This window comes from Methanobrevibacter sp. (genome assembly GCF_045646045.1).
Classification (GTDB): domain Archaea; phylum Methanobacteriota; class Methanobacteria; order Methanobacteriales; family Methanobacteriaceae; genus Methanocatella.
This window is the reverse complement of the sequence record NZ_JAZRJY010000152.1, coordinates 1-26,791: the sequence shown is the minus strand read 5'-3', so window position 1 is coordinate 26,791 and position 26,791 is coordinate 1. Positions and strand designations below refer to the sequence as shown.

Sequence of the window (26,791 nt, the reverse complement as noted above, 5' to 3'; positions counted from 1 at the left end):
ATACACAACAACACCATAAGGATCATCAACAATACCACCATCAACAAAAGTCAAACCAGCAGGCAAACTATCAACAACAACAAGACCAGTAGCATTACCCAAACCAACATTAGACACACAAACAGTAAAATTAACAACAGTATTATTAGCAACAGGAGAAACATCCACAGTCTTATTAATATTCAAAACAACAGGAACAACTGTAGTGTTTTGTGAAGTTGCATTAGTTGGTTTATCCCCAGTTACATTACTCAAAACAGAAACAGTATTATTAAATGTACCTACATTAATGGAATTAAATACTAAAGTAATTAGAACTTTTTCAAAAGGAGGAATGAATGATTCATCCCCAAATTGATTACTATTATGAATTATGAATTCATTTGTATTTTCATTATAATCTAAAGTCCAATCAGGAGCAGTTCTATTAAGCCAAGTAATGTTATAATCCACTAATTTTAATTGACTAGGAATCAAATCAGACATTTTAATATCTTTTGCAATTTGACTTCCATTATTAAATATTGTAATATTGTATGTTACATTATGACCAATAGTAACCAAAACATCATCAGTGGTTTTTGTGACATTTAAATCATATATGATGAAATTATCCCCATTAGCAGTATTGGTGTAATATTTGTCCCATTTATGTTCCGCCGCAATATTGTATTTACCTGCTTCCAGATTTGTAAATTCTATGTGTATTTTACCATCCTTATCAGTTACATTGATATCCTCATCATCAAATCTAATTGCAGAGAGTAAATTTCTAGTATTGCTTTTAGTTCTTTTAAGTTTACCGTCCACAAGGTTATAAATAACAGTACCTTCAGGATTAGTTATGACAACATCTAATAGCTGAGCATACTCATAAGGACTTTGCCAAAGTGTTGAGTTATCTTTAATTTCATAGGTAGGACTTATAGGTTCAGTAAGAGCATTAAATGTATGTTCTGGACGTTTAATACCATTTTCAGAATATACACAAGTAATATTGGCTAAAAGAATAGTATTATTAGCACCATCATTCCAAATTGCATTAGCAATATTATCGTTTGCCACCAAATAAATATTGACGGTAACATCGGCCAAGGAATATGATTCATTACCTTCAACTTCAATTTCAATATGATGAGCGTTAGCTCTGTTTTTATCAAATTGAACATTTGTAATAGTCAATGAATTAGAGTTTCTGTCTTTATATATGGCTGAACCGTTAGTCGCATTATTGCCCATGAACTCTAAAACATCCATAATTCCATCATTACCACTCCAATAAATACCACCACCATATACGGCTGTGTTATTTGTTAAAAGTGAATGTTCAACTTTACCAGCAATGCCATTCCAGTATATAGCACCACCATTATTGGAAGCAGAGTTATTGGTAAAATTACAAATACTAATATTACCATTATTACCGTTCATATAAACAGCACCACCATTACGGCCAGCAGTAATGTTAGTGAAATTTGACTCAGTAATATTAGCACCAATAGTATTCCAAAAGATTGCACCACCATCCTGGCCAGCAGAACCTATATTAAAAGTAAGATTTTTAAAAGTAGCCATATAAGCCTGCCAAAATATTGAACCTCCATCACGTTTAGCATGGCTGTTAGTAAAACTGGCGTTAATTAGACTTTTTTTGGAATTATAATCCCTAGAATATGTCCAGTAAACAGCACCACCATCACGATCGGCAGTGGTGTTGATAAAAGTGGCATTAACAATATTACCTGTATCATAGTTCTTATAGATAGCACCGCCATCCAATGCAGATGAATTGATAAATTTAAGATCGTACCAATTACCCCAGTAATCTGAATAAATAGAACCACCGAAATTATTGGCAGATGCATTAATACAAGTAATGTTTCTTAAAGTAGCTTCAGAATACTCTAAATACATAGCACCTCCATCAATGCCAGCAGTAGTATTAATAATGCTAACATTAGTTATAGGTGAATAAAATGAATAAGAATAAATAGCTCCTCCTTTTTCTGTAGCTGAGGTATTAATAACACTAACATTGCTCACACTACCCCCATAATACTTAAAGTAAATAGCACCACCCTGTTTTGCACTAGTGTTAACGATGTTTATATCAAACATTAAGTTAGTGGATTCTCTGTAAATAGCACCACCCAACTGATTAGCAGAAGTGTTTGTGAAGTTACATCTGGCCATATAAGTGGAAGTATAAACTCCCGGCTCTTTCCAGTAAATGGCACCACCTGATCCTGTTTTTGCAACTGAATTTATAAATGTCAAATTATCAAAGACAGTAACGTCATGGGTTTTACGACTTATTGCACCACCGTCAAGCTTTGCAGATGTATTTTCAAAGCTGCAATTAAATACCCTAATTCCAGTAGCATGAAGATTAAGAGCACCGCCATCAGCATCAGTGCTGGAGTTTACAAATGTTGAATAGGATATATAAGAACCTTGACTAGCAAAGTAAATAGCGCCTCCACCGCCAGGACCCTCGTAATTTGCATACCCCTCAGCTGAGGTATTGATAAAATTACAGTGAGTTACATTTGTAAATGACATGGTTGAACGGATACCGCCACCATTACCTTTTGTAGTACAATTTGTAAAGTTACATCCATATACAAGAGAATAATCACCGGAAATAGCAACTGCACCGGCACCATAACCTTCAGAAGAACTGTTGATAAAAGTAAGATTTATCAAGTTTGCATGAGGAGCATCCCAGTTAATGGAACCGCCGAAACCTTTGGCAGTACTGTTGATAAAAATACTGTTAATGATTTTAGGAGCATGTTCTACAGTAGAACCTCCGGTACTCCAGTAAATAGATCCTCCATTGGAATCTTTAGCAGAATTATTAATAAAAATACAATTATCTATAATGGCATCAATCTGGTCTCCCCAAAGTGCACCGCCGGAACTCCATGCATAATTCTCAATGAACGTGGAATTGGTTAAATTACCATATCTGCTAAGCCATCTGACGGCACCTGCAGAACCTGTTCTATATACTGACCCAGAATATGAGCTTTGTGCATATCCGTCAGCATAATTTTTATAAAAAGTACAATTCCATAAATTACCATAATTTCCTTGCCACATAACAGCACCGGCAGCAAAATTAACATGATTTTCAGTGAAATTAGAAAAACTTAGATTACCATTTGTAGCATACCATGCAATAGCACCGCCGCCTGAACCACTTTCAACCTTAACGGCGGAATTATTTACAAAATTACAATAGGATACATCATTGTAAGAACCATTCTGATCAAGGTAAAAAGCACCTCCGGTACCTCCATAATCACCACAATTATTAGTAAAGTTAGAATAAATTAATTTACCGTATTTTCCTTCCCAGTAAAGAGCAGCACCAAACCATCCTGAATTGTTAGTAAATTCAATATTTCTTAAATTACTATTATCAGCAGCCCAATAAACAGCACCCCCACGTCTGGCAAAATTATTAATAAATTTTGCATTGCTTAAATTACCGTTGGCTGCTTTCCAATAGATAGCACCTCCACCATAAACATAGTAAGAATCATCCTTAGCAGAATTGTTCACGAAAATAACATTTTCCATATTACCGTTTAAGCTGTCCCAGTAAACGGCACCACCATATGTCTTTGCAGTGTTGTTTAAAAAACTACAATAAGACATATTACCGTTTTTACCTGTCCAGTATATTGCACCACCATCTGTAGGAGCATTACCATAATTAAAGTTAATATTTTTTAAAACAACATTATCCGCAGATATAACAAATATTTGTGATAGATTACGCGCATCTAATGTAGCCATTAATCCATCATCCAAACTAAAACCGCCGACAATAGTGACTTGCTTATCCACAACTATTTCGCTTCCAGATCCAGTATAAGTAAGATTTTTTAGAAAAATAGTATCCCCATTCTGTGCAGAAACAATAGCTTGCATAATGTCAGAAAAATCAGTGCCCCCAGGATAAACAGGGTCTGCCAGCAAATCTTCATTGCTTATGCCCAAACGATTATCAGCGCTGGAAGAATCATTTAAATTAATATTAAAATCAAAAAAATTATCTTGAACATTTAAACTACCATTACAATTTTCAATATTTTGACTAACATTATAGTTATTATCTTCAATAGCAAATGCATTGCCAGCAAAAAGAATTAATAATGAACACAATACTAAAATCATTAGCAACTTTTGACTAAAACTAATAAATAAACACTCCCCAGATATTTATTCAGTATTTTATTAATTTAAGAAAAAATTATAGAAAAATAATCAATAAATCCCCATTTATCAAATAAAATAATTTCTATAATTGAATATTATTCACTTAAATTAATTTAATATGATATATAATATTGTCACACATTATATATAAACATGGATAAAAACAACTAAAAAAAATAGAAATTACAAAAATTAAAATAAAAAAAAAGTTAAAGAACAAAAATTATTGTTCTTCGAAGTTACTTGCATCTACACCGCACATTGGGCAGGTGAAGTCATCTGGTAATTCATCAGCTTCATGAACGTATCCACATACTTTACAAACGAATGCCATTATTATTCCTCCTATTCTACTTTAGAAAACATATCTTTTGATGCGCCACACATAGGACATTTGTAGTCATCCGGAAGGTCTTCAAAAGCAGTACCTTCAGCATCCTCATCATATACATATCCGCACATATTACATTTCCATTTCGCCATAATCTTATCTCCTTTTTTATATTAAACTACAAAAAGTTTCTCATTAAATAATTTATAGTAGGCAATGATATATAAATCATTCTACTTCTTTAAACATCTTTTTACTGACACCACATTGAGGGCATTTAAATGCATCAGAAAGTTCTGAAAAAGGAGTTCCTGCATCAATTCCTCTATCAGGCAAACCTTCATCCTCATCATATACAAATCCACAAAGTTTACATTTCCATTTTGCCATAAGAATATTCTCCTTTGTTTTTTAAAAAATAATAATCATAATTTATTAGGAACTTTTAAATGGTCTGGAAGAGGTTTAATACGTGCAGGTGTTCCAATAGCCAAATAAAATGGAGGAACACTGTGAATTACGATAGCTCCAGCAGCAACAATTGATCCTTCTCCTATTTCAACATTAGACAGGAATGTAGTGTTACCACCAATTGAAGCTCCCCTTCTTATACGCGGACCTTGAAGTTCATAGTTAATTCTAACAGGATATTTATCATTTGTAAAACAAGCACATGGACCGATGAATACATTATCTTCAATAACGGAATTGGTTGGGATGTAAACATTTGACTGTATACTTACATCATTTCCAATTATTACATCACCTTCAATTACAGTGTTTGTTCCAATCAATACGTCGTCTCCAATGTTAGTATTTTCTCTAATTACCACATTGTGACCTGTTCTGAAATTATCACCAATTACAACATCATTATAAATAATTGAGTTGGATCTTATTGTATGATTATTTCCAATGACAGGCGGTTTTGAATTTGGCGAATATTCAACACCGAACTGAATGTTGTCCTTTGGATTGAATTGTAAAGGTTGTCTGACTTGTGGTTTTTCATCTAAAATGATATTATCATAATCGTCATTCATCTCAACTACTGGAGGCTGTTTTTCAACATAACGTGGTGCTTCCTGAGTATAAACAGGTCTTTGTCTAACTTCACGTTGATTCAATCTTGAATACTCCATGTCAAATCCGTCAGGGACTTGATTATTTCTTTTTTGTGGTTGTTTATCCTCCAGTGATGATGAAAACCGTACCATAATATCAAACCTTCACTTAATTAAATTAACTTTGTTAATGAATTAAAATATGTAATTCATTAGTATATATATTAACTGGTTCAATTAAAAGATGTCAAAAACTAGCTAAAAATTAATCAAATTATAAATATATTGAAAAATATACAAGAATACATGAAAATTGCAATCAGATATTATACAAAAACAGGCAATACCAAAAAAATGGCGGAAGCTTTAAGCGAAGCTGTTGGTGTTGAGGCATTGACTGTAGATAACCCATTAACTGAAGATGTTGATATTCTATTTTTGGGAAGTGCAGTTTATGCAGCAGGTGTAGACCCAAAACTTAAAGAATTCATTGAAAACATTAATGTTAATGTGGGAAAAATTGTTAACTTCAGCAGCGCAGCTTTGATTGAATCTACATACAGACAAGTGAAAAAAATAGCCGAAAATAACAATATTACTATGGCTAAAGAGGAATTCCACTGCAGAGGTGCTTTCAAACTTGTTCACAGAGGAAGACCAAATGATGAGGATTTAAGGAATCTTCAGGAATTCGGAAAGAATATTGTTTCACCATAATAACCCTTAGAAAGTTACAAAATCTTTATATAACTTCCAAGTTAAATTACTATTAACGAAGGTGTAAATTATGCATTTAAAAGATTTGCTTGACAGTTTAGATTTAAGATTAAAATTACCACAGCACTGGTACTCAACAGACATCAGCGATGACTTTGAAGAAGGAAAACTCGTTGAAAATGGAGATGTTGTAGTAATTGAAGCTGAAAACGGTGAAAAATTAAGAAGAATTACCATCGATGTAAATGATGGAATGTCCATTATCACCCATTATCCTGACGGCAAGGAAATAGGTGTCAAATACATGGACAACAAAGACGATTTTGAATATATTGGAAAAATTAGTGATTTGAAAGACTAATTTTTCACTAAATACTTTTTAAAAACCCCAACCACACCATAATAGATTTTAAGGATTTTATCTTCAAATTTATAAACAAAATATGCTGAAAACATACCCACAATAATTCCTGCCAAAATATCAATAGGCATGTGAACGCCTACATATATTCTTGAAAAACCAACTAAAAGACCCCATATAATTAAAAGAGTACTCCATAATTTATTTTTCAATTTTAAAGCCAGAAATCCAACAACAGAAAAAGTTGATAAGGTATGGCCTGACGGAAATGCATTCGGATCTGTTTCTGTAACCAAAAGACGAACACCATCCACTAAAAGGTCAGGTCTTGGCTGTGTAAAAATATGTTTTAAAAGAAAGCCTATTCCCGCAGCAATTATTAGAGACAACAAACATAATAATGCAATTCTTTTAGCATCTTTCTTCTTAAAAACTATACATAAAAGAATAGCAATAAGACAAAAAAGTAATACTGACTCAAATCCTCCCAAAAATGTTATATAAGGCATTATAACATCAAATACCGGATTTTGCAAATTATGGTTGATAAAATAAAAAAAATTTACATTAATCAAAATAAAACCTCATATAATATATAACTTTCAAATTATAAAATACTTATTATAGGGGCGATATGATGTTGGATAAAAAATTCATATTAGATGAAGTTAACACGATAAGGCGTGAAATAGGTCATGATGAGGTTAATATCTATATTGAAGAACTTTATTTCAACGAAGATACAAATGAATTATGGATAATAACTGAAGACAGACCTGATAAATCCGCAATTATTGGAAAAGGAGGTTGGGTTGTTGGAAAACTTAGAGAAAAACTCAATCTTGAAAGCATTCATGTTGAAAGCTATGGAGACTTTTTAAACAAAGAATATAAATTAAAATTATCCAAAAGAACTGTTGAAAATATTGATTTGGATTTAATGGGAATCAATAACCTGAAAAAAGTAATCAAAGATAAATTAGACAATATCTATAGTTTTAACTTTGAAAATTATCTTGAAAATAATAAATTCAGCGAAAGTGAAAATACCGAAGCTGTTGTTGCTCTTTCAGGTGGTGTCGACAGCAGTTTTTCATTGATTTTAGCAAAAAAGCTGGGCTTTAATCCAATAGCCATTACAGTAGATCCCGGAACAATAATCCTGCCGAACCAATACAAAATCAATATTAAAACAGTAACAGAAAAGCTAGATGTTAAACACGAATATATAAGTACTGACTATAGTGATGTTATTAAAGAGTCTTTAGAGGGTAAGCTCCATCCCTGCGGAAGATGTTCTAAAAATACTGGAGGACTAATTAAAAAATATGCAAAAGATAATAAAATTCCAATAATCATATTTGGTGATATGCTTGCAACTGGAACACAATGCATAAATAAACAGGACGATTCATTATATCGCTTGAACCTTCCAGCAAGTTTATCAACTGGTAAGCAAGAGATAAAATCCTTAATCAGAAACTATGATTTAAGAGAGTTTAAAGGATTTGGATGTCCGCTGCTTTATGAAGTCCACAAAAATTATCCACATATGAAAAAATATTCAATACAAAGAATATTAAGAGAAACTCGTTCTCAAGCTCTGGAGCCTGGTGAAGCCCTGGACCTGATTTGGAGTTTCTACAAAACAAAAGATTAATTTCTAACAGTGATTTTATTAGAAATTACCGCATAATCATAGGTTGAAGTAATAATATACTCTCCAGCCTGCAGATTAATGTTTAATTTCGCAATACCATCACCATCAGTAGTCCTATTGTACAATACACCATTAACGTTGAATTCAACAGTCTGATTTGAATAGGGATTGCCTTCACCGTCAACCAGTTTAGCTTCAAACGGAGTGGAATCACCATATTTCTTATCCAAATCATCGGCAGTCAATATAGGTAAAACTTTAATATTATTTGACACGGCAGAACCGTTATATTCAGCAGTTATTATATAATCTCCAGGGTTCAGATTAATATTTAACTTTGCGATTCCGGATTCGTTGGTTGTTCTTTCATAGAATACGCCGTTAATGTTGAATTTTACAACCTCACCTGCACCAACAGGATTTCCATCATCCCCAATGACTTTTACACTATATTGGGTGCCGTTTCTGAAGTATTTTGTAATATTTTCGTTTTCAATTATTCTTGGAATGACAGTAATATTATTGGATGCGGATTCACCTGTTTCCAAGTTCATGGCAGTAATGATATATTCTCCCTGAGCGAGATTGATGTTTAATTTGGCTAAACCCTCATCCCCACTAATTTCACGGTCATACATTACACCATTAATATTGAATCTGACTGCAGTTCCGTTTTTAAGGTAATTGCCTTCACTGTCCAAGAATGTTGCATAGTATTGGGTTGCATTTCTATAAACTTTAGTTATGTCTGTACCGTTAACAGTGGTTAAAACTGTGACATTAACATTGAAAGCAGTATCATTCACATAAACAACACAAGGATATTCACCGGAGTTTAAGTTAATAGCCAAAGCTGCACTGCCGTTTTCATCAGATGTTCTGGTATAATTCCTGCCATTAATGTTAAATATTACACTTTGATTTGCAATAGCTCTGCCTTCACGGTCAGTTAAATTAACAAGCAGTTTATCCGGAGCAGAATAATATTTAACCAGATTTTCAACTTCAACTACAAATGGATTGATAGTTAAATTAAATTCTCTGGAAATGGCAGTATAATAATTATCATCACAATGATACAGCAAACATGTATAATTACCATAATCCAAAGTGGAATAGTCAAAAGATGCATAACCATCATTATTGGTCACGTTTGTAATGTTTAAAATACATTTTCCGCCCCCATATATCTCTAAAGTTAAATTTTGACCCACTTCCAAATCAGAGGCATTAAAAGTAACGTCTCCACTGTGGATAATGCCATTCTCACCCCAATAGCTTACATTAACAAAATGCAATTGCTTATCATTAATGGAATAAATCGCATTGATATAATTATGGAAAGCTTTAAGAGAAGCATTGACGAGCAAGTTATTGTCATCAATACAATAATCGATTGATGATGAATCTGCCTTGTTTGAAATAAAATTGGAATTAATGAATGTGGTATTGATTATTTCTTCACATCTAAAATAAATTGCTGATCCTTTAGGAGATGTATTGTTTATGAAATTAGCAGAAATTGTATTATTTTCACTTCTAAGAGCGTAGAAATAAATTGCTCCACCATAAACATCTGCAGTATTATTTATGAAATCCCCTGCAATGATGGAATTAGTTACATTATTCGCAAAATTTCTATAAAATGTTATTGCAGCACCGCTTCGTTCAATGGAATTATTGATGAATGTTGCATTAACGTATAAATGGTCAACAATATCACAAAAGAGAAGTACACCACCAAAAGCATGGGCTGAATTATTTATAAAAGTACCATTAACTGTGTCGTTTATAGAGCCGCCGAAACTAACTACACCGCCTTCAGCAGCATAATTATTTGCATAATAACCATTGAAAATATTATTATGAGAATCACCCACCAAACAGATTGAAGAGCCATCAAACTCATGAACATAATTATTGATGAAATTGCCTGAAAAAACACAATTTTCAATATTCCAAGATGCACATATTGCAGCGCCATCATAAAAAGCAGAATTATTGATGAAATTGCCTGAAAAAACATTTCCATATGATGAAGCATCAAACATTATCCCACCAAAATATGGAGAATAACTCTTAATAAAGTCTCCATTAAAAATATTCTTTCTAGTCTCGCTGAAAAAGTAGATTGAACCTCCAGAGGTAACATTAACTGTGTTGCCAATGTATCGACCGCAAAAGATGTCATTGCAAGAGACATTATTGAAATAAAGTGCTCCACCATTTATAAGTGCATTGTTTTTATTAAAAGTGGCATTGAAAACATTATTGTTTGATTCACCATCAATGTAAATTGCACCGCCATCATGTGCAACGTTATTAAAATAGTATCCATTGAAAACATTATTTGTATTTTCGCCGTTGATGAAAATGGCCGCACCATTAACCTCAGCACGATTATTTAAAAAGGTAGCATTGATATTGCTGTCTTTAAGACCATTTGCAAAATATAATGCACTGCCGTAATCTGCATTTGCATTTCTAAAAATAATGTTACTTACATTGAAAACTGGCGAAGTAACATTGAAGATATTGGATTGGTTTAATCCATCAAAGATTACATCCCCATTATCCCAATTGACCAAATTCAAAGACTTATCAATTGTCAAATTTACATTAACACCTTTTCCAGAATACACTCCAGAAGAAAGATATATTACAGAACCATTACTGGCATTGCCGGCAGCACTTCCAAAGTTGTTATAAGGATTATCAATCGATCCGTCACCATTTTCAAGATTACTTACATTAACATAAATATTATTCTCATTTGCAATAATATCATTATCTGAAATACCAATATCCGTTTGATTTGTATCTCCACTAGCAGATACAATAGAAATTGAAAAAATAAAAATCAATGAAATTGTTAATAAAAATATTTTCTTTTTCATTATTTTACCATTTACAATATTTTAAAAACAATGCTAATCTTTTTAACTTTTTAACATTACACTTCCTTCAATAAGTTTGGTCTTTTTCTTAATCTCATTTAATGACCGGAATACTTGATCGAAAGACTGATTTTTAAAATCAGTATAGTTCATTGAAACAACGGAAATAGTCATGATACTAAACCTTTCAACTTCACCTGACCTGTTAATCGTTTCGATATATCCTCGTTCTAAATCCTCTTCACCATAGAACTCACAGATTTTTTCATCAAATTTAGCTATTATATCATTACAAATTACATCAGCAGATCTATAATCTTTTAAAATCAATATAAAGTCGTCTCCACCAACATGACCTATAAAATCCTCAAATGAACCATATTTTTTAATCGATTGATCAATTATATTAGCTAAAATATATATTACTTGACTTGCCTTATATAATCCAAAATATTCTCCAAATTCTTTAAATTTATCTAAATCTAAAAATACGAATGCAAATTTGGTATTTTGAGAAATTTCATATAATAATTTTGAACTTATAATTTTATTACCTGGAAGGCCAGAAATATCATTGATATTCCGGTTATATTCTAAAATTTCAATGAAAAATTCCAAAAGTGATTTCAAATCATCCATATTTGATGGTTTGAGAATAGAATTGAAGAGAAGTGAGCCTAATTCCGGAGGGTTTCTAACAAAATCTTCATCATCAGATATCACCATTATTGGAAGAGCCAGGTAAAATAAATTATTCTGAATGAAATCAACCAATTCCATTAAATCTGTTTTTAAACCATCCATATTTATTAAAATCATATATGTATCTCTTTTCAAAAATTGTTTTAAAGACTCAAAATCAGAATTTACATATTTGATAATTATTTCCAAATCATCATGAAAGGCATCGCTTAACTCTTCAAAAAAATCACCGGCATCATCAATGACAACAACATTTTTATGAAACATTATACTCCCCCCATATCAGCACTATGCAATAATATAGATCCCATTGTTTGTTTAGCCTCTTTTTTATAAATCATCAAATCTTTATATATTTCTTCAGTAGTTGAATAATCCTTTAATTCATTACTAATAGAAACAATTGACAATGTTATGAATGGGAATTTTTCTAATTGACTTTCCCTATTTAACACTTCAATATAGCCTCTTTGCACATCAATTTCATCATAGAATCTTTGTATATTTTTATCAAATTCCTCAACTATCTTATCTCCAATAAGTTTATAATTATCATGGCTATTGAATATGACAACAAAATCATCTCCACCAACATGACCTGCAAAATCTTCAGGCAAACCATATTTTTCAATTAAGTCAATGACTAAACGCGCTAAATATTTAATAACTTGACTTGATCGAAAGATTCCGAAATAATCAGTAAACGGTTTAAATTTATCAATATCAATATACATTATTACAAAATCTTCATTATTTTTGAGTTTATTTTCCATTACTTGATTTATAACTATATTTCCCGGAAGATGAGAAACATCATTAATAGATTTACAGAATTCCATAGATTTTATGAAATTGACTAATTGATTATATACTGTTTCAAAAGACTTGGATTTATCATGAAAAGTAACATGAGGTATTATTTTTCTACTAAAAATAGAAGTATCATAAGATAATACAACAATAAGAGGTAATGAAGATAAATAAGACCTAATCAAGCCAATTAAATGATTAATATCCCCATCCAAATTATCATAATCAATTAATATTACATAAAAGTCTCTTCTCATATTCATCTTCAAATCATCTAATCCGGATTTAGAACAAAACAATTCAATATCATCGTATTTGTCTTTATCTAAAATTTTCCGAAAGTGATTTGCAGAAATATTTTCTTCATCATCACTAATAATTAAAATTTTTTGTGTACTAAAAATGAAAATCCCTCTATAAAACTGTAATATATTTTTTATTATTAAAAAATATAAATTTTGCCCATATCATAACTCCGCGGATATGCCAATATCTTTGAACTTCCAACATCATATTATATAATAGGAAAAACCTCTTATTGAACTACCGCAACTTGTAGAATTCATGGTATTTGCACCATTAAGATAATTCATTCTCCGTTTTATCCAATTCTTAATTGAATATCTTGCAAACAAGAAGTTTAAAATACTTGAAAATCCTCTCCCTACAACAAATATATAAAAAATAAATATAAAATTATATGAATAATTAGCCAATGAATTTTTAGGAAATAATTAATAACAAGAATAATTTCGATTAATTAGAAATACTTAGTAATTAATAGAAGCTGAGCCATACATGAAAAAGATTCCATATAATTCTATCAAAACTAAATATCCACTAACCAATCTTAGCATTAAAATGCTAATATAACATATATAAAAACAAATATATAAAGTTTAGGCATACCTAAAAAAATAAGTTAAAGGAAATTAAATTCCCTTTTTTTCAAATTCTTCATTCAAAAAGACTTTAATGTTATCACGGGCCAATTCCACCATTTCAGGAGCAGGTCCTCCGACAACACGTCTGATTTTAACATTTTCCGCAGGGTTTAAAGCGTTTTGAATCAATTCATCAGCCAATCCTAATTTATCAAAACCTAAATCAACTGCAATATCATCAATGAATTGAGATGTAATATCCTCTTCAGCCATATTATTGGCACTAGCTTCATTTACAATACGGCCTACAATCTTATGTGCAGTTCTAAATGGTATTTCTTTTTCACGAACCATAATATCTGCCAAATCAGTTGCAGTTGCAAAATTACGTCCTGCCAACTCAGCACATCTTTCGGTGTTGAATTCAACTGAAAGAAGCATACGGGTAACGATTGATAAAGTGTCTTCAGTTACCTTAAGCGCATTCCATAAATGAGGAGTAATTTCCTGCAAATCACGATTATAAGTATATGGAATAGCTTTAAGAATAGTTAAAATAGTGACTAGTTCACCGTTAACGATAGTGGATTTTCCACGCGCAAGCTCTGCAACATCAGGATTTTTCTTTTGAGGCATAATGGAAGAAGTTGATGAATATTCATCAGCCATTTCAATAACCCCAAACTCATAAGTACTCCATAAAATCAGTTCTTCACAGATTTTAGATAATGTAGTGCATAAACTGGTCAAATCAAAAACAGTCTCCGCAATGAAATCCCTTGCAGAAACTCCATCCATTGAGTTTTCTAGATAAGCATCAAAGCCCAATAATTTGGTAGTCAGTTCACGATTAATAGGAAAACTGGTGGTTGCCATAGCTGCACAGCCTAAAGGATTTAAATTGACACGTTTATATGTATCATCCAGACGTTCATAATCTCTTTTTAAAGCCTGTGCATGAGCCATTAAATGATGAGCAATAGTAATCGGTTGAGCATGCTGCAAGTGAGTAAATCCAATGAATACGTCGTTTAAATGCTCTCCGGCCATTTCTACAATACCTTCAATGAACTCCAAAATACCAATTTGAATGCCTATAATCCTTTCTCTTAAAACTAATCTGATATCAGTTGCAACCTGGTCGTTACGTGACTTTGCAGTATGCATATAACCTGCCTGAGGTCCTATTTTAGATGTTACATAGTTTTCAATAGCCATGTGGACATCCTCAACTGAAGGATCAAAAACCAAAGCGCCATAACCTTCCTCTTTAAGTTCCTCAAGAGCACATAAAATCTTATCGGCAACATCAGCATCGATAATGCCTTCATGTTTTAACATGGAAGTATGTGCAAAATTAGTTTTAATGTCAGCTTCAAAGATTATTTTATCGGCATCTAAAGAAGAAGTATATTCAGCTGCCTGATCAGTCATTCCTGTTTTAAATCTACCATTTCTTATATTATCCACAAGAATCACCATTCAAAATTAAAAAAAAAGAAAAAGATTTAATTAAAAATCTTATTTTTTCATTTCAGTGTATCCGCATTTACCACAAGCTACTCTGTCACCATGGTCTGCCATGAATACACCTTCACCACAACGAGGACAAATTTGATTTTTTCTTTCAAGTTTGTCGCCATCCACTTTGTAAAGATCAGATTTTCTTACCATTAAAATCACCTATTCTTCTTCCTCATCTTCAGCTGGTTCAGCAGCTTCAGTATTTTTAGCAATTACATGTTTAGTTTCAATGTATTCTAAGTCTTCTACAGTATCATAAACTTTAGCATAACCTAAAGCTTTAGGTTCACCGTAGTGTGGTTGTACATTATCTACAACGACAGTTTCTTTTTTAGCGTTTAATAAAGCTACTAATTTAGATTTAATATCTAATACTTTAGGAGTAGCTTCTCCATCATAATCAACATAGAATTTGATTTCTTTTCTATTGAACAATTTGTTTTCTTTTTCTTCAAAAATTTCAATTTCCATAATTAAGCCTCACTTAATTTTATTCTTCAATAAAGGCATCAATTAACATTTGAGCTTTATCTAGTGTATCAGAAACATTTAAAACAACTAAACCTTCATTAGGTTGACCATATAATATGGTTGTATCCTTACTAGCCATTAAGATACAAGGAAGAACTGCAAGATCTTCTTCCCCGGCCACATCAATTACATAACATTCGCCATTGTCACATAATTCAAGAGCCTTGCCTATGGTTTCCCATAGATCATCAGTAATAGTTCCAGCAGGATTGTTAGTTTTTAAAATATTTTCCGTATGTATAACATCATGATCGTAATTTTTTCTCTGAATTAAATTATCAATAATAGCAAGATTAGGATATAATTCATATTCAATAAGATTGGCGAAAGTTGCATCACCTACAGATATTAAAAACTTGGAAGATTTAATTCTATCAATTGCATCTTCAAAGTCAGGATATAATTTACCTAACGGTTTTTTAAGTTCAATTATTATATCTTTATTTAACTCTGCATCCAAACGTAACACTTAACCACTACCTAACTCTTAAACAATATTCTCCAGGAATTTTAATATTTAATTCTTGAGCTAATTCAGATTCTTCAGGATTAGTAATAATTAAAAGACCACTCCAATTATCGGAAGTAGGATTACCGCATGATGGGCAACGTTCTTTATTTGATAACATTTTGCAAACAGTACACGCTTTCATTTTTAAGCCTTCTTACTTTTTTGTTTTGCTTCTTCAATCCATTCAAATTTACCTAAATTATTTTGTCTCATTGTAAGACCTATTCTAGTATCTTTGACAGAATTGTCCTTAAGACTAATAGCTACAGTTCTTGCCCTAACTAAATCGCCTACATCTAAACTTTTATTAGATTCCTTTGCAAGTAATGCTCCCCTTTTAGCATCATAAGTAATAAAGTCATCAGTTACTTGTGATACATGGATTAAACCATCCATAGGACCAATTCTAACAAAAGCACCGAATTCAGCTATTTCAATAACTTCACCATCAATAATTCCTTGTAGTTCAGGTTTAAAGAATATTGAATTGAAAACAACATTATGGTATGAAGCACCATCACCCATAATAAGTTTACCTTCACCAAGTTCTTCAATTTCATTGACACAGATGAATAAACCTAAATTCTTATCCAAACGTCCGATATAAGTCTCATTTAAAGTTTCAATTGCAACCTTTTCACGAGGCTCATCAAACCTGCGAGGAGGTATTCTCACTGTATCTTCAATTTTGACCTTGTAGTACAAAATAATCCCTCATTTTTTTATTTTTTTATGAATTTTTAATTAATTTATAATTCTAATATATTTTATATCTTACCGTCAACAGTTATATAATTTTTTTGCCTTAAATAAACGACAGTAATTCCCTTTGCTTTTGCACGTTTTTTTAATTCTATGTCATTTGTAGCTAAAACTTCTGAAACTCTCAGTAACGCATCATCCACAGTTTCGTTTTCAAGCAATGAAATATCCTTTATTTCAACTTTTGAAGAATTAGCTAACTTTAAGGCCAAATTAGCATTTAAACGTATTTTACCTTTGTTATTTCTTTTTAAACCCTTCAATTCATTGATAACAAAGCTTGGAGTAGTTAATTTATAAGAAGGTAATACATTTTCCAGTTCAGTGATGATATCAACATTGAACTGAAAAGGAACCATAAAAAAATTGGTATCAATTACAACTTCTTTTATGCTCATTATTGCCCTCAAACATTATTTAATAATACCATAACCAATTAATCTCCAACGTGCACCAACACGACGGGACAATGCTACTCTGTCACCAGGACTTGCACATACCGGCAACTTGAGTGTAACATCTACAACGTCTTTTTTGGTTGATGTAACAACACCAATTGTAGTTGTAGTACCACAATTAATCATTAAAGGTTCTTTGAGTTTAATTGGAGCAACATCACGTTCTTCTTTAGTACCAACTACTCTATCAAGTAAATGAGATTCCATAGTGAAACTATCTAAAACATCAGGCAAAGTACCTTCTTCACCAGCTACAGAACCTGAAAGAGAATCTGATTTAGTTAAAGATGGATCTAATTTAGTTGCAATACCAACAAGTCCTCCGGGACCTATTTCTTCAACCTGTTTACCATTAGCTTCAAGACCAATAATCTCGGAAGTCAAATAAATTCTCTGATTATTGTTATTAATACCCGGCCTGATTTCAATAGTATCGCCAAGTCTTAATTTACCTTGAACTAAAGTACCACCAATAACTCCTCCTTTGATTTTATCTGCACCGGAACCCGGTTTGTTAATATCAAAGGATCTTGCAACATGCATTAAAGCCGTACCATCCAACTTCCTTTCAGGAGGTTCGATATTTTCAAGCATAGCTTCAATTAATATATCCATGTTTGCACCTTGTTGAGCAGAAACTGGTATTATTAAAGCGTCTTCAGCACAAGTACCTTTAACAAACTCCTTAATTTCATTATAACTTTCAATAGCTCTTTCTTTTGAAACAATATCAATTTTATTTTGAACTACAATAACATCTTTAACACCGATAACATCGAGTGCCATTAAATGCTCTTTAGTTTGTGGTTGTGGACAATGTTCATTTGCAGCAATTACTAAAACTGCTCCGTCCATTATAGCAGCACCAGATAACATAGTTGCCATTAAGGTTTCGTGACCTGGAGCATCAACGAAAGAAACTTTTCTGATTAATTCAGTTTCACTACCACAAATTTCACAAACATCTGCAGTAGTATAACATTCAGGCTCTCCACATTTAGGACATTTTCTAAATTCAATGTCTGCATATCCCAAACGGATAGAAATACCTCTTTTAGTTTCCTCACTGTGAGTATCTGTCCATACTCCTGATAATGCTTTAGTAAGAGTAGTCTTACCATGGTCTACGTGACCAACCAAACCTATGTTAACATCTGACTGTACATTCACAGATAACCACCTTTTCAATATTTTAATTCAACATAAAAGTAAAAATAAGAAAAATAGTAGAACTATTCTTCCTCTTCTTCTTCACCAGCACCAAGAATATCAGCTATCGGTTTTGATCCTGCTTTAACAACAACACTGTTAATTTGTACTATATCATCAGCAATAGTGTTACCCCTTACGGTTTTTCTTCTTTTAACACCGTCAACGGTGATTTTTTTATTAACACCTTTGACTTTTTTTGCTTTTTTAGGATGATAACCAGTACCACCAGTTAATAAACTTTTTATTCTTCTAGTACCAGGAACATCTTTTTTCATGGTAAAACCATTTTTATCACTACCGCCAGTGATTTTTAAAGTATAACCATCTAAACCAACAATTCCCCCATCAAATTCGTCACCGATGACTAAACCATTTAAACCTTTAGTATCATCGACTTCAACTTGATAAGATTCTGCTTTATTAGAAACAACTACTTTGAATGCCATGGTATTCCTCCTTATTTTTTAATATATCATCGTAATCTATTATTCGAAAAGACCGAATTTCCCCCAATCAGGATCTTGTTTATGTTTAATTTCCAAAAATTCATAGAGAGTTTCAAATTCATCTTCAGTTAATTTCTCTTTAAACTCTCTTTCAATGAATTTATAATGATTTTCAGGGATATCTATGAATAATTCATCCCCTTCATCGAAATCTTTACCAACTACAGCATTATCAATTGCCATAGCTACTCTTTGACCTCTAGAAATATCAGGTAATGTTTCCCCTTTATCTTCCATACTAGCAATTATTCCAACACTTTCACCATTTTTATTAATTAGTTTTTGACCTTGTTTAACAGTTCCGCTTAAAGCTTCAACACCGATAATGGCAGGTTTACTTTGACGGAATACTAATTTTGGAAGTGCCATGAATTTAGCTGGCTTGATGATTGCATCATAAAATGCTTTTTTACGAGCTTCTTCTTTTTGTTTAATCCATTCTTCGTAATCTTCAAGGATTTGATAAATAACATCGCCTTTGAAAAGCTGAACATCTGAATTGTTTAAATCTTCTTCAGAATTAGGATGAACACTTACATTAAATGCAATAATAGCACCATGATTTTCATCCTCAGTTAAAGCGATTGAAGAATTAATAATATCCCTACGATTAACGTCTCCAATGTCTGCTTCACGTATAGGAATTTCTAACTCTTTTAATAACTGAACAATAGCTTCAAGAGAACCAAGAGTATCTGCTTTAACTAAAATACCTTCATCATCAGTATTAATAGTAATATCTTCAATTTCTTTTAAAATCTCTTCTTCCACATCCTCCTCATCATTTAAAACTCTTAAAGGAGAACCGGAAACAACATCATCTAAATTAGGTGCAGCTATTTTAATACCTGCAGCTGCAACAACTTCATCAAATTTTTGGAATTTCTTTTTAGAATCTCTCATTTCCTCCAAAGGAAGAGGTCTTAAAATTGATCTAACTTTAGTAGTTAGAACTTCATTGGTAGAAGTCATTAAAGCAATTTCATCATTAGTTCTTAAAACACCATCATAAATGATACTGTCAACAGTAAGTCCAAGTCCTGTTTCTTCCTTAATTTCCAAAACAGTACCCTTAGCTGGAGCATCCTCATTTATTTCAAGTTGCTCAGTAAGATATTCTTGAGCAAGTCCTAAAAGCATAGCTAAAACTTCAATGATTCCTTCACCGGATTTTGCACTAATAGGAATAATGGAAATCTGTGAAGCGAAATCACTAATCCTATCAAATCTTTCAGACTGGAAACCTTCCTTGTGAAGTGTACCAACAATTTCATAAACTTTAGTGTCTAAAGTTTGCTTAACACTTTGAGCCTGTTGATTAAAAGATTCTTTAAAAGAAGCACCTTCATGAGTTTCCCAGCCAAAAATCATATCGATTTTATTAGCTACAACAATGAATGGAGTTTTATACATTTTAAGAATATTTAAAGCCTCATAAGTTTGTGGTTTAAATCCATCATTTATGTCAACAATTAAAACAGCTAAATCAGCTAATGCTCCACCACGTTTTCTTAAACTGGTGAAAGCAGCATGTCCTGGAGTATCAATAAAGAATAATCCTGGAATTAAATCTTTAATTGTTAATGCAGAAATGAAGTTTCCACAAATTTCATCTATAGTATCATTTGGAATTTCAGTAGCTCCAATATGTTGAGTAATACCACCAGCTTCCTTATCAGCAATAGTACTTCCTCTAATATAATCTAACAAAGTAGTTTTTCCATGGTCTACATGTCCTAAAACTGATACAATAGGGGATCTAATTTTCATAATATCTTTCAAATAATACAATTTTAAATTTATTCGTAAATTAATTCGTTATCAATAATTTGATAATCGCAAATTTCATCTTCATTAAAGAAAAGACCAATTTCTCTTTCTGCAGAAGCTGGAGAGTCTGAAGCATGAATAATATTTCTACCGGTATCCATTGCAAAATCTCCTCTAATTGTTCCAAGATCTGCTTCTAAAGGATTAGTTGCACCAACTAATTTTCTAATAGTGGTAATTGCTTCTTCTCCTTCAATAACCATTGCGAGAGATGGTGAAGAAGTAATATATTCAACTAAACTTGGGAAAAATGGTTTATCTACATGTTCCCCATAATGAGTTTTTGCTAATTCTTCATCAATTTGCATTAATTTAACAGCTACAATTTGAAGACCTTTTTCTTCAAAACGAGACAAAATTTTACCCATAAGACGTCTTTGAACAGCGTCTGGTTTCATCATAACAAAACTTTTTTGAATCATTCTTTAACCCATTTAACTTTTCTTGGAACTCTTCCGAGTTTAATCATATTCTTTTCACATTTGCTGCTACAAAAGAAATAAATTGAGCCGTCTCTTTTGACGTACATTTTTCCTGTACCTTCTTCTATTTCTTTATGACAGAATGAACAAGTTCTCATGCTCTTACACCTTCTTAAGGAGTTCTAATTTCCTTAGCTTCTCTAATTGTATCAAGTAACATTAAAATGTCGCCTTCTCTTACAGGACCCATAATGTTTCTTGTTAAAATTCTTCCTTTATCTCTACCATCGAGGATTCTGCATTTAATTTGCATTACCTCACCAGTCATACCAGTTCTTTTTAAAACTTCAATGACTTCAGCAGGAGTTCCTTCTTCCATGTAAATCACCGTATGATCGATTAAAAGAATTTATCTATTCTTTTAATTCAGCAACTTTTTCTACAATTTCAGCAACAGCAGCTTCAGCATCACCAGCGTCTACAATACAAGCAGAAGCGGTACCAACAGTTAAACCTGCAGCTCCACCAACTTGTTCTTTGGTAGGTAAGTAGACGTATGGAATTTCTTTTTCATCAGCGAGAACAGGAATGTGAGCAACAATTTCAGCAGGGTCAACATCTTCTGCGATAACGACTAATGCTGCGTCTCCTCTTTCAATAAATTTGGTTACTTCGTTAGTTCCTTTTGCTACTTTACCACTTTCTTGAGCGGTTTGTAATGCTTCTTCAGCTTGGTTAGCTAATTCTTCAGGTGTGTCAAATTTTACATAAATTGCTTTTGCCATAAATAAACCTCCTTTTTCATCTGGCTATGCCATCCATCGGCTTATTATAATTCCTTGAATTATAATAATTGTAATTATATATAGTTATATTATTTTTTTAACTATAGAAATTACTCAAACTATATAATTAATGAATAATCTATTATAGTTTTTAATAATACTAATTCTTGAATAATTCATATATCACTAAATATAACTCCATTAGTAAAAAATAAGAGGAGTTAGACTTTCAATACAAATACTTCTGAATTTCATATAATTTTTAGCAAAACTAAAAATAAAAATTTAGTAATTAATGAAATAATTCTAGAGAACTAGACATTTATTATGTTTGTTCTCATTACATATAAATGTTATCTAAAAACAGTCAAAAAATAACAGTTATTTTTATGGTTTAAATTTTAGTCCATTTAAATTTTTCTTTTGATATTATTCTATGTTTGGATAGCAACATTCTACAACATCAATAATTATGATGATGTTTATTTAATTATTAATTATATTGCAAATTTTATGTCAATCCATATCAAACAGGCAAATAACCTTAAAATATCTATTAACACAGAATGAAAAGAGTTATGATTAACTTAAGATATTTTTTATGCCATTTGTGAAGAAATGATTGGGAGAATATGATTCCCCTTATGTTATTATTTCAATGAAATGATTTGGATAATTATTTCGTTCTGACTAAAAAATATTACATTCTTTATTGTTTATATTAATTTAAAAAAATTAAATAAATGTATAAATTTATTTTATAAAAACTGAATAATGTTCTAATTTTATTAATAAAAATTGCATATGCAAGTACACACTTGCAAAAAATTTTAAATACTGTAAAATAAATAGCACAATTATAGAGTAAAGGAGAGAATAAAAAGAAATGACAAAAAAATTTAAATCAACAATCATATTTATAACTGGCTTATGTTTTTTGCTGAGCCTTTCGTGCGTTAGTGCAAACGACATAAATGACACACCGACTGACCACACCACGTTTAATTACACCACACCACTAAATGAATACCAACCGACCGATTACCTTTTAAATCCTGACATTCAAAATTTCCTGATTGAAGATAATAATCCGGATAATATGAAAAATACTGGAAGTTATGAAGAGTTAAACAGAGCTATCCAAAATATCAAACCTGGAGAAACTTATAATATAGACAGAGATTACTATTTTAGTGATGATGAAAAATTAATGCCTTTATCAGAACATATAATCCCAATCAAAGGAAATAACATCATAATTAATGGAAATGGCCATATAATAGATGCTGGAGGAGCATCCCAAAATTTCCAAATTTTTATAATAACAGGAAATAATGTAAAGATAGATAATTTAACATTTATTAATTCCCAACCAAAGGGATTATCATACAGTATTCCAATCAATGACAAATTAAATGTACAACACAGCCATGATCCCTGCCCTATTTGTTGGTTTGGTAATAACGGCATTATTTCAAATTGCACATTCAAAAATACTAAAGCGTCAGTAGGTGGAGCGATAAGCTGGAATGGAAACGATGGTCTCATCGTCAACTGTACATTCATAAATGTCACGGCTCAAATTATTGGAGGTGCAGTTTATATTGGTGGTGATGGAAATACACTTGTAAATAATTCTTTTAAGGATAGTGAATCTGAATTTATGCATGAAGCATTGTTCATAGACCTTAACAGAAAAAATTTCAATGTTATAAATAATAAATTCAAAACCTGCGGCAATATAATTTATGACGGAGCTCCCAGCAATATAGATGTGAGCAAATTATGTTATAGCGTTTATTCAAATGTAACGGATAAAGAATTTGACCTTGTTTTCATACTCTATTCTGCCATAATGAATGGTGGTATAACCTACCTTGATGATGATTTTTCATATTATATCACATATCATAGTGAAGTAAGCACATTCGTTTTATCAATATCACGAGATTTCAAAGAATATGGAGTTTTCTATACCAAAGATTACATTTTCAGCAATGTTTATAGGTATAATGAAGTTTTCGATTTATTAATTGATGGAAAATTTGAAAATGATATAAAATTTATTATCAATAAAACCGTTAATAGTGAATCAGATTACGATACATTAATAACAACGAGTGCACTAAATTCTGTTTTACCTATCCTAGATAAATTTGAACCCGATTTTGAAGGATATTTTCCTCTAAGAAAGGATGCAATAACTGCTTTAAATATTAATTTTGCAAAAAAACTATCTATTAATTGTGCAGACTCATGGCAACCAGCAAAAATGGGTTTTGATATAATCAATATCAATGGTAACTACTCAACAATTAAAGGTTCATTTAAATTGAGAGAAGAAGAAAAATGGGCCATATTAACTAAAGATGACATGTTTATCGCATCCAATTTATGTATTATGGGATTTAACACAGCAGTTGAAAATATGGGTGGGGAATGTATCTTCAACAATATGACATTCACCCAAAATAAAATGGACTACATGTTTGATATAGGCTGGGGAGCAGCAATACTTAACATAGGAAAAATATGTTGTAATAACTGCAAATTCATAGACAATACTGCTGATGCAGGTGGAGCAATATTTAATCAAGGTGCATTGGAATTGTACAATTGTTATTTCTATGGCAATTATGCATTCCGTGAAGGAGACCATATATGTATTGGAGAGGGTGGAAAAGTCATAATCAATGGAATAGAAAGCACCCCGGAAAATCAATATGGACCGGTTCATTTTGCCGAAAGTATGAGTGAAGAAACAAGCTGCAAAATTACTGTATTATGTTACTTATCAAGTCTTATCATAGGAATGGCTGCTGGTATAATTACGGCTAATCCATTTATTGGTGCTACCCTAGGTGCTGTTTTAAGTGCTACTATTGGCGGTGTATGTGCAAAAATCATTATTTCGGACCAATATGATATAAACTACAACAGATTAGAGACTGTTTTAACACTAATAATAGGACCTACCGTAATAGGATTAATGGGAGGACTTGTTGGTGGTCTTGCGGCTACAACAACCCCAGAAATAGAAGCAATACATGCAGAAATTCTTGAAAATCTAGAATCTGTCCATGGTACATGGAGTGAAGCAAGCAGTCTTGATAGTCTTGAGACTGTAGTTGACCTTATTATTGAATAATCTATTACGAAAGTATATTTTACTTTCTCCCTTTTATTTTTTAAAAAAAAATGTTATAGTTTAAAATGTAAAATCATTGTATTTCTTCTATTATCTGCAATTCTCATAGCAGTTCTTGAATATAAACCCACTTTTTTATCTAAAATTCTTAATGCGTCCTTATAGAAGCCTCTACACTCAATCAATTGACAATTAATTTTTTGTGCAAATTCTTCCACATCATCAATATAAAAATACATCCTTGCAGATTTGTTCCCTGTTCTTTTAACGTAGAAATTGCAATATATGTTTCCAAATTTGTTTGCCGCATCAAATATTAGCTCAGCATTTTCAAATATGTCTTTAACATTTCCAATGAATTCAACCACATCATTTTCATGGAAGTACTGGAAAACACCTGCAACTATAATTAATGTTGGAAGATTAGTGTCTAATTCCTTACACCAGTCAAGTTTGAATAAATCTCCTTTAATGAGCTTTTCATTTAATCCCGGCTCCAAATATTTTTCCCTAAGTTCAATCACTTCAGGTAGGTCAACTTCAAAAAATAATGAATTTTTTTCATCAATCCTATAATATGAGGTTTCCAGCCCAACACCCAAATTGACAATATTGCATTTGCCATATTTTTCTATGAATTCTTTAGTCATTTTGTCTAAATTATAACATCGGGCAACATTTGCAATAATTGAGTATTCTGTTGAATTTTCTTCAATTTTTTTATCTTTAATCAAATCTTCCATTTCTAATGCTTTTTGATCAAAAAAATACTCTGGAAATTTTTTTGAAACAGTTATTCTTGCTGTTAGCGGAATGAATAATGTGTCTTCTACACCCTCAAACTCAGACATGATTTCACCTTAAATATTTTTTTAAATGACAATTTATAAAAAATTTATTTTCTAATAAATACAAAAGTAGAAAGTTAAAGTAATTTTACAAAAGAAGAATAATTTTATAAAAACATCAAAAAAATCAATAAATTACAAAATAATACAAAAAAAGAAGTTTTTAAAGAAAAAAGATAGTAATTAAAAAATTACTATCCACTCTTACTAAACAGAATACATCTATTTGATTGCTAATTTGATATCTTCTGCTTTTACAGTTTTTCTGCCAGCGTGGCGTGCGAATCCGACAGCTTTTGCTGCGATTTCGTTACCGTAATCTTCGATTGCTTCTGCTAATGCTTCTTTAGCGTCATCAGATACTCTAGCTGCACCAGCGTTTTTTAAGATTCTGCCAACAGGAGCAATTGGTAATTCCATATTTTCACCTCATTTTTTTATAGTAATAGTTTAAACTTTCCTATATATAAATCTATTGGTCAAAATTGGTCAAATTTTGATATATATCACCAACTACACCATACTTTTTAAACATTCATAAGGCAATAATTGAAATAAAATATATTATTATATCAGTTAGTTATAGAAAAAATTAGAA

The 26,791-nt window shown here is 31.5% G+C and carries 29 protein-coding genes; 4 read left to right on the top strand and 25 right to left on the bottom strand.

Annotated elements, in window-relative coordinates; translation table 11 throughout:
* From ACKI5C_RS10350 to ACKI5C_RS10330, 5 genes are all read right to left on the bottom strand, one after another.
* Nucleotides 1-4,188 (bottom strand): hypothetical protein (locus ACKI5C_RS10350; protein WP_407433032.1); only part of this gene is annotated, 4,188 nt, incomplete at its 3' end.
* Between the two features lie 265 nt (nt 4,189-4,453).
* Nucleotides 4,454-4,564 (bottom strand): rubredoxin-like domain-containing protein, encoded by a 111-nt coding sequence (locus ACKI5C_RS10345; RefSeq protein ID WP_058738961.1) that lies wholly within the window; start codon nt 4,562-4,564, stop codon nt 4,454-4,456.
* A gap of 11 nt (nt 4,565-4,575) precedes the next feature.
* Nucleotides 4,576-4,713 carry a rubredoxin gene (locus ACKI5C_RS10340; protein ID WP_407433031.1) on the bottom strand — a complete coding sequence of 46 codons (138 nt, stop codon included), beginning with the start codon at nt 4,711-4,713 and terminating at the stop codon, nt 4,576-4,578.
* Between the two features lie 76 nt (nt 4,714-4,789).
* Nucleotides 4,790-4,951: a rubredoxin gene (locus ACKI5C_RS10335; RefSeq protein WP_407433030.1), complete on the bottom strand. Its 162-nt coding sequence runs from the start codon at nt 4,949-4,951 to the stop codon at nt 4,790-4,792.
* Nucleotides 4,952-4,986: 35 nt separating this feature from the next.
* Nucleotides 4,987-5,604, bottom strand: a complete 618-nt coding sequence (locus tag ACKI5C_RS10330) for an acyltransferase (protein ID WP_407433034.1) — start codon at nt 5,602-5,604, stop codon at nt 4,987-4,989.
* Nucleotides 5,605-5,910: 306 nt separating this feature from the next.
* Here ACKI5C_RS10330 and ACKI5C_RS10325 point away from each other — a divergent pair, with 306 nt between their 5' ends.
* Both ACKI5C_RS10325 and ACKI5C_RS10320 read left to right on the top strand, forming a co-directional pair.
* A complete protein-coding gene (locus ACKI5C_RS10325; RefSeq protein WP_407433029.1) occupies nt 5,911-6,342 on the top strand; it encodes a flavodoxin family protein in 432 nt (143 codons plus the stop codon).
* Between the two features lie 70 nt (nt 6,343-6,412).
* Nucleotides 6,413-6,703 (top strand): hypothetical protein, encoded by a 291-nt coding sequence (locus ACKI5C_RS10320; protein ID WP_407433028.1) that lies wholly within the window; start codon nt 6,413-6,415, stop codon nt 6,701-6,703.
* On the opposite strand, the gene ACKI5C_RS10315 is transcribed toward ACKI5C_RS10320, so the two are convergent.
* Nucleotides 6,700-7,239 (bottom strand): phosphatase PAP2 family protein, encoded by a 540-nt coding sequence (locus tag ACKI5C_RS10315; protein WP_407433033.1) that lies wholly within the window; start codon nt 7,237-7,239, stop codon nt 6,700-6,702. The two genes, ACKI5C_RS10320 and ACKI5C_RS10315, sit on opposite strands and share 4 nt — an antisense overlap.
* 98 nt (nt 7,240-7,337) lie before the next feature.
* Between ACKI5C_RS10315 and ACKI5C_RS10310 the strand changes: the two genes are divergently transcribed.
* Nucleotides 7,338-8,363, top strand: a complete 1,026-nt coding sequence (locus ACKI5C_RS10310) for an ATPase (protein WP_407433027.1) — start codon at nt 7,338-7,340, stop codon at nt 8,361-8,363.
* Here the strand turns inward: ACKI5C_RS10310 and ACKI5C_RS10305 are convergent.
* The 17 genes from ACKI5C_RS10305 to rpl7ae all read right to left on the bottom strand — a co-directional run bounded on the left by ACKI5C_RS10305 (nt 8,360) and on the right by rpl7ae (nt 22,197).
* Nucleotides 8,360-11,260 (bottom strand): hypothetical protein, encoded by a 2,901-nt coding sequence (locus ACKI5C_RS10305; protein ID WP_407433026.1) that lies wholly within the window; start codon nt 11,258-11,260, stop codon nt 8,360-8,362. The genes ACKI5C_RS10310 and ACKI5C_RS10305 overlap by 4 nt on opposite strands.
* Nucleotides 11,261-11,302: 42 nt before the next feature.
* The gene (locus tag ACKI5C_RS10300; protein ID WP_407433025.1) at nt 11,303-12,229 is read right to left on the bottom strand and encodes a diguanylate cyclase domain-containing protein; all 927 of its coding nucleotides are present in this window, start codon (nt 12,227-12,229) and stop codon (nt 11,303-11,305) included.
* The gene (locus ACKI5C_RS10295; protein ID WP_407433024.1) at nt 12,229-13,071 is read right to left on the bottom strand and encodes a diguanylate cyclase domain-containing protein; all 843 of its coding nucleotides are present in this window, start codon (nt 13,069-13,071) and stop codon (nt 12,229-12,231) included. Before ACKI5C_RS10295 ends, ACKI5C_RS10300 begins: the two co-directional genes overlap by 1 nt.
* Nucleotides 13,072-13,704: 633 nt before the next feature.
* A complete protein-coding gene (gene argH / locus ACKI5C_RS10290) occupies nt 13,705-15,126 on the bottom strand; it encodes an argininosuccinate lyase (protein ID WP_407433023.1) in 1,422 nt (473 codons plus the stop codon).
* A gap of 51 nt (nt 15,127-15,177) precedes the next feature.
* Nucleotides 15,178-15,330: a 30S ribosomal protein S27ae gene (locus ACKI5C_RS10285; protein WP_058738954.1), complete on the bottom strand. Its 153-nt coding sequence runs from the start codon at nt 15,328-15,330 to the stop codon at nt 15,178-15,180.
* 9 nt (nt 15,331-15,339) lie between these two features.
* On the bottom strand, nt 15,340-15,651 hold the full coding sequence (locus tag ACKI5C_RS10280) for a 30S ribosomal protein S24e (protein ID WP_407433022.1): 312 nt from the start codon (nt 15,649-15,651) through the stop codon (nt 15,340-15,342).
* Between the two features lie 19 nt (nt 15,652-15,670).
* The gene (locus ACKI5C_RS10275; RefSeq protein WP_407433021.1) at nt 15,671-16,180 is read right to left on the bottom strand and encodes a GTP-dependent dephospho-CoA kinase family protein; all 510 of its coding nucleotides are present in this window, start codon (nt 16,178-16,180) and stop codon (nt 15,671-15,673) included.
* A 7-nt stretch (nt 16,181-16,187) separates the two neighbouring features.
* Nucleotides 16,188-16,364: a transcription elongation factor subunit Spt4 gene (gene spt4, locus ACKI5C_RS10270; RefSeq protein WP_296794691.1), complete on the bottom strand. Its 177-nt coding sequence runs from the start codon at nt 16,362-16,364 to the stop codon at nt 16,188-16,190.
* A gap of 2 nt (nt 16,365-16,366) precedes the next feature.
* Nucleotides 16,367-16,927, bottom strand: coding sequence for a DNA-directed RNA polymerase (locus tag ACKI5C_RS10265; protein WP_407433020.1), 561 nt, complete (start codon nt 16,925-16,927; stop codon nt 16,367-16,369).
* A 62-nt stretch (nt 16,928-16,989) separates the two neighbouring features.
* Nucleotides 16,990-17,382 carry a PIN domain-containing protein gene (locus tag ACKI5C_RS10260; protein ID WP_296794697.1) on the bottom strand — a complete coding sequence of 131 codons (393 nt, stop codon included), beginning with the start codon at nt 17,380-17,382 and terminating at the stop codon, nt 16,990-16,992.
* 15 nt (nt 17,383-17,397) lie between these two features.
* Entirely contained in the window at nt 17,398-18,612 is a 1,215-nt protein-coding gene (locus tag ACKI5C_RS10255; RefSeq protein WP_407433019.1) for a translation initiation factor IF-2 subunit gamma, read from the bottom strand.
* 62 nt (nt 18,613-18,674) lie between these two features.
* Nucleotides 18,675-19,100, bottom strand: coding sequence for a 30S ribosomal protein S6e (locus ACKI5C_RS10250; protein WP_407433018.1), 426 nt, complete (start codon nt 19,098-19,100; stop codon nt 18,675-18,677).
* Nucleotides 19,101-19,139: 39 nt separating this feature from the next.
* Nucleotides 19,140-20,930 carry a translation initiation factor IF-2 gene (gene infB / locus ACKI5C_RS10245; RefSeq protein ID WP_407433017.1) on the bottom strand — a complete coding sequence of 597 codons (1,791 nt, stop codon included), beginning with the start codon at nt 20,928-20,930 and terminating at the stop codon, nt 19,140-19,142.
* Nucleotides 20,931-20,959: 29 nt separating this feature from the next.
* On the bottom strand, nt 20,960-21,412 hold the full coding sequence (gene ndk, locus ACKI5C_RS10240) for a nucleoside-diphosphate kinase (RefSeq protein ID WP_407433016.1): 453 nt from the start codon (nt 21,410-21,412) through the stop codon (nt 20,960-20,962).
* A complete protein-coding gene (locus ACKI5C_RS10235) occupies nt 21,409-21,570 on the bottom strand; it encodes a 50S ribosomal protein L24e (protein ID WP_149731004.1) in 162 nt (53 codons plus the stop codon). The genes ndk and ACKI5C_RS10235 overlap by 4 nt, the downstream gene beginning before the upstream one ends.
* Nucleotides 21,571-21,584: 14 nt before the next feature.
* A complete protein-coding gene (locus ACKI5C_RS10230; RefSeq protein WP_042692817.1) occupies nt 21,585-21,791 on the bottom strand; it encodes a 30S ribosomal protein S28e in 207 nt (68 codons plus the stop codon).
* A 34-nt stretch (nt 21,792-21,825) separates the two neighbouring features.
* Nucleotides 21,826-22,197: a 50S ribosomal protein L7Ae gene (gene rpl7ae / locus ACKI5C_RS10225; RefSeq protein WP_292797826.1), complete on the bottom strand. Its 372-nt coding sequence runs from the start codon at nt 22,195-22,197 to the stop codon at nt 21,826-21,828.
* Nucleotides 22,198-23,083: 886 nt separating this feature from the next.
* On the opposite strand from rpl7ae, the gene ACKI5C_RS10220 reads away from it, so the two are divergent.
* The gene (locus ACKI5C_RS10220) at nt 23,084-25,345 is read left to right on the top strand and encodes a hypothetical protein (protein ID WP_407433015.1); all 2,262 of its coding nucleotides are present in this window, start codon (nt 23,084-23,086) and stop codon (nt 25,343-25,345) included.
* Nucleotides 25,346-25,398: 53 nt separating this feature from the next.
* Here ACKI5C_RS10220 and ACKI5C_RS10215 read toward each other — a convergent pair whose 3' ends face one another.
* Nucleotides 25,399-26,196: a class I SAM-dependent methyltransferase gene (locus ACKI5C_RS10215; RefSeq protein ID WP_407433014.1), complete on the bottom strand. Its 798-nt coding sequence runs from the start codon at nt 26,194-26,196 to the stop codon at nt 25,399-25,401.
* 219 nt (nt 26,197-26,415) lie between these two features.
* Nucleotides 26,416-26,613, bottom strand: a complete 198-nt coding sequence (locus tag ACKI5C_RS10210; RefSeq protein WP_058738942.1) for a histone family protein — start codon at nt 26,611-26,613, stop codon at nt 26,416-26,418.
* Nucleotides 26,614-26,791 lie beyond the last annotated feature (178 nt).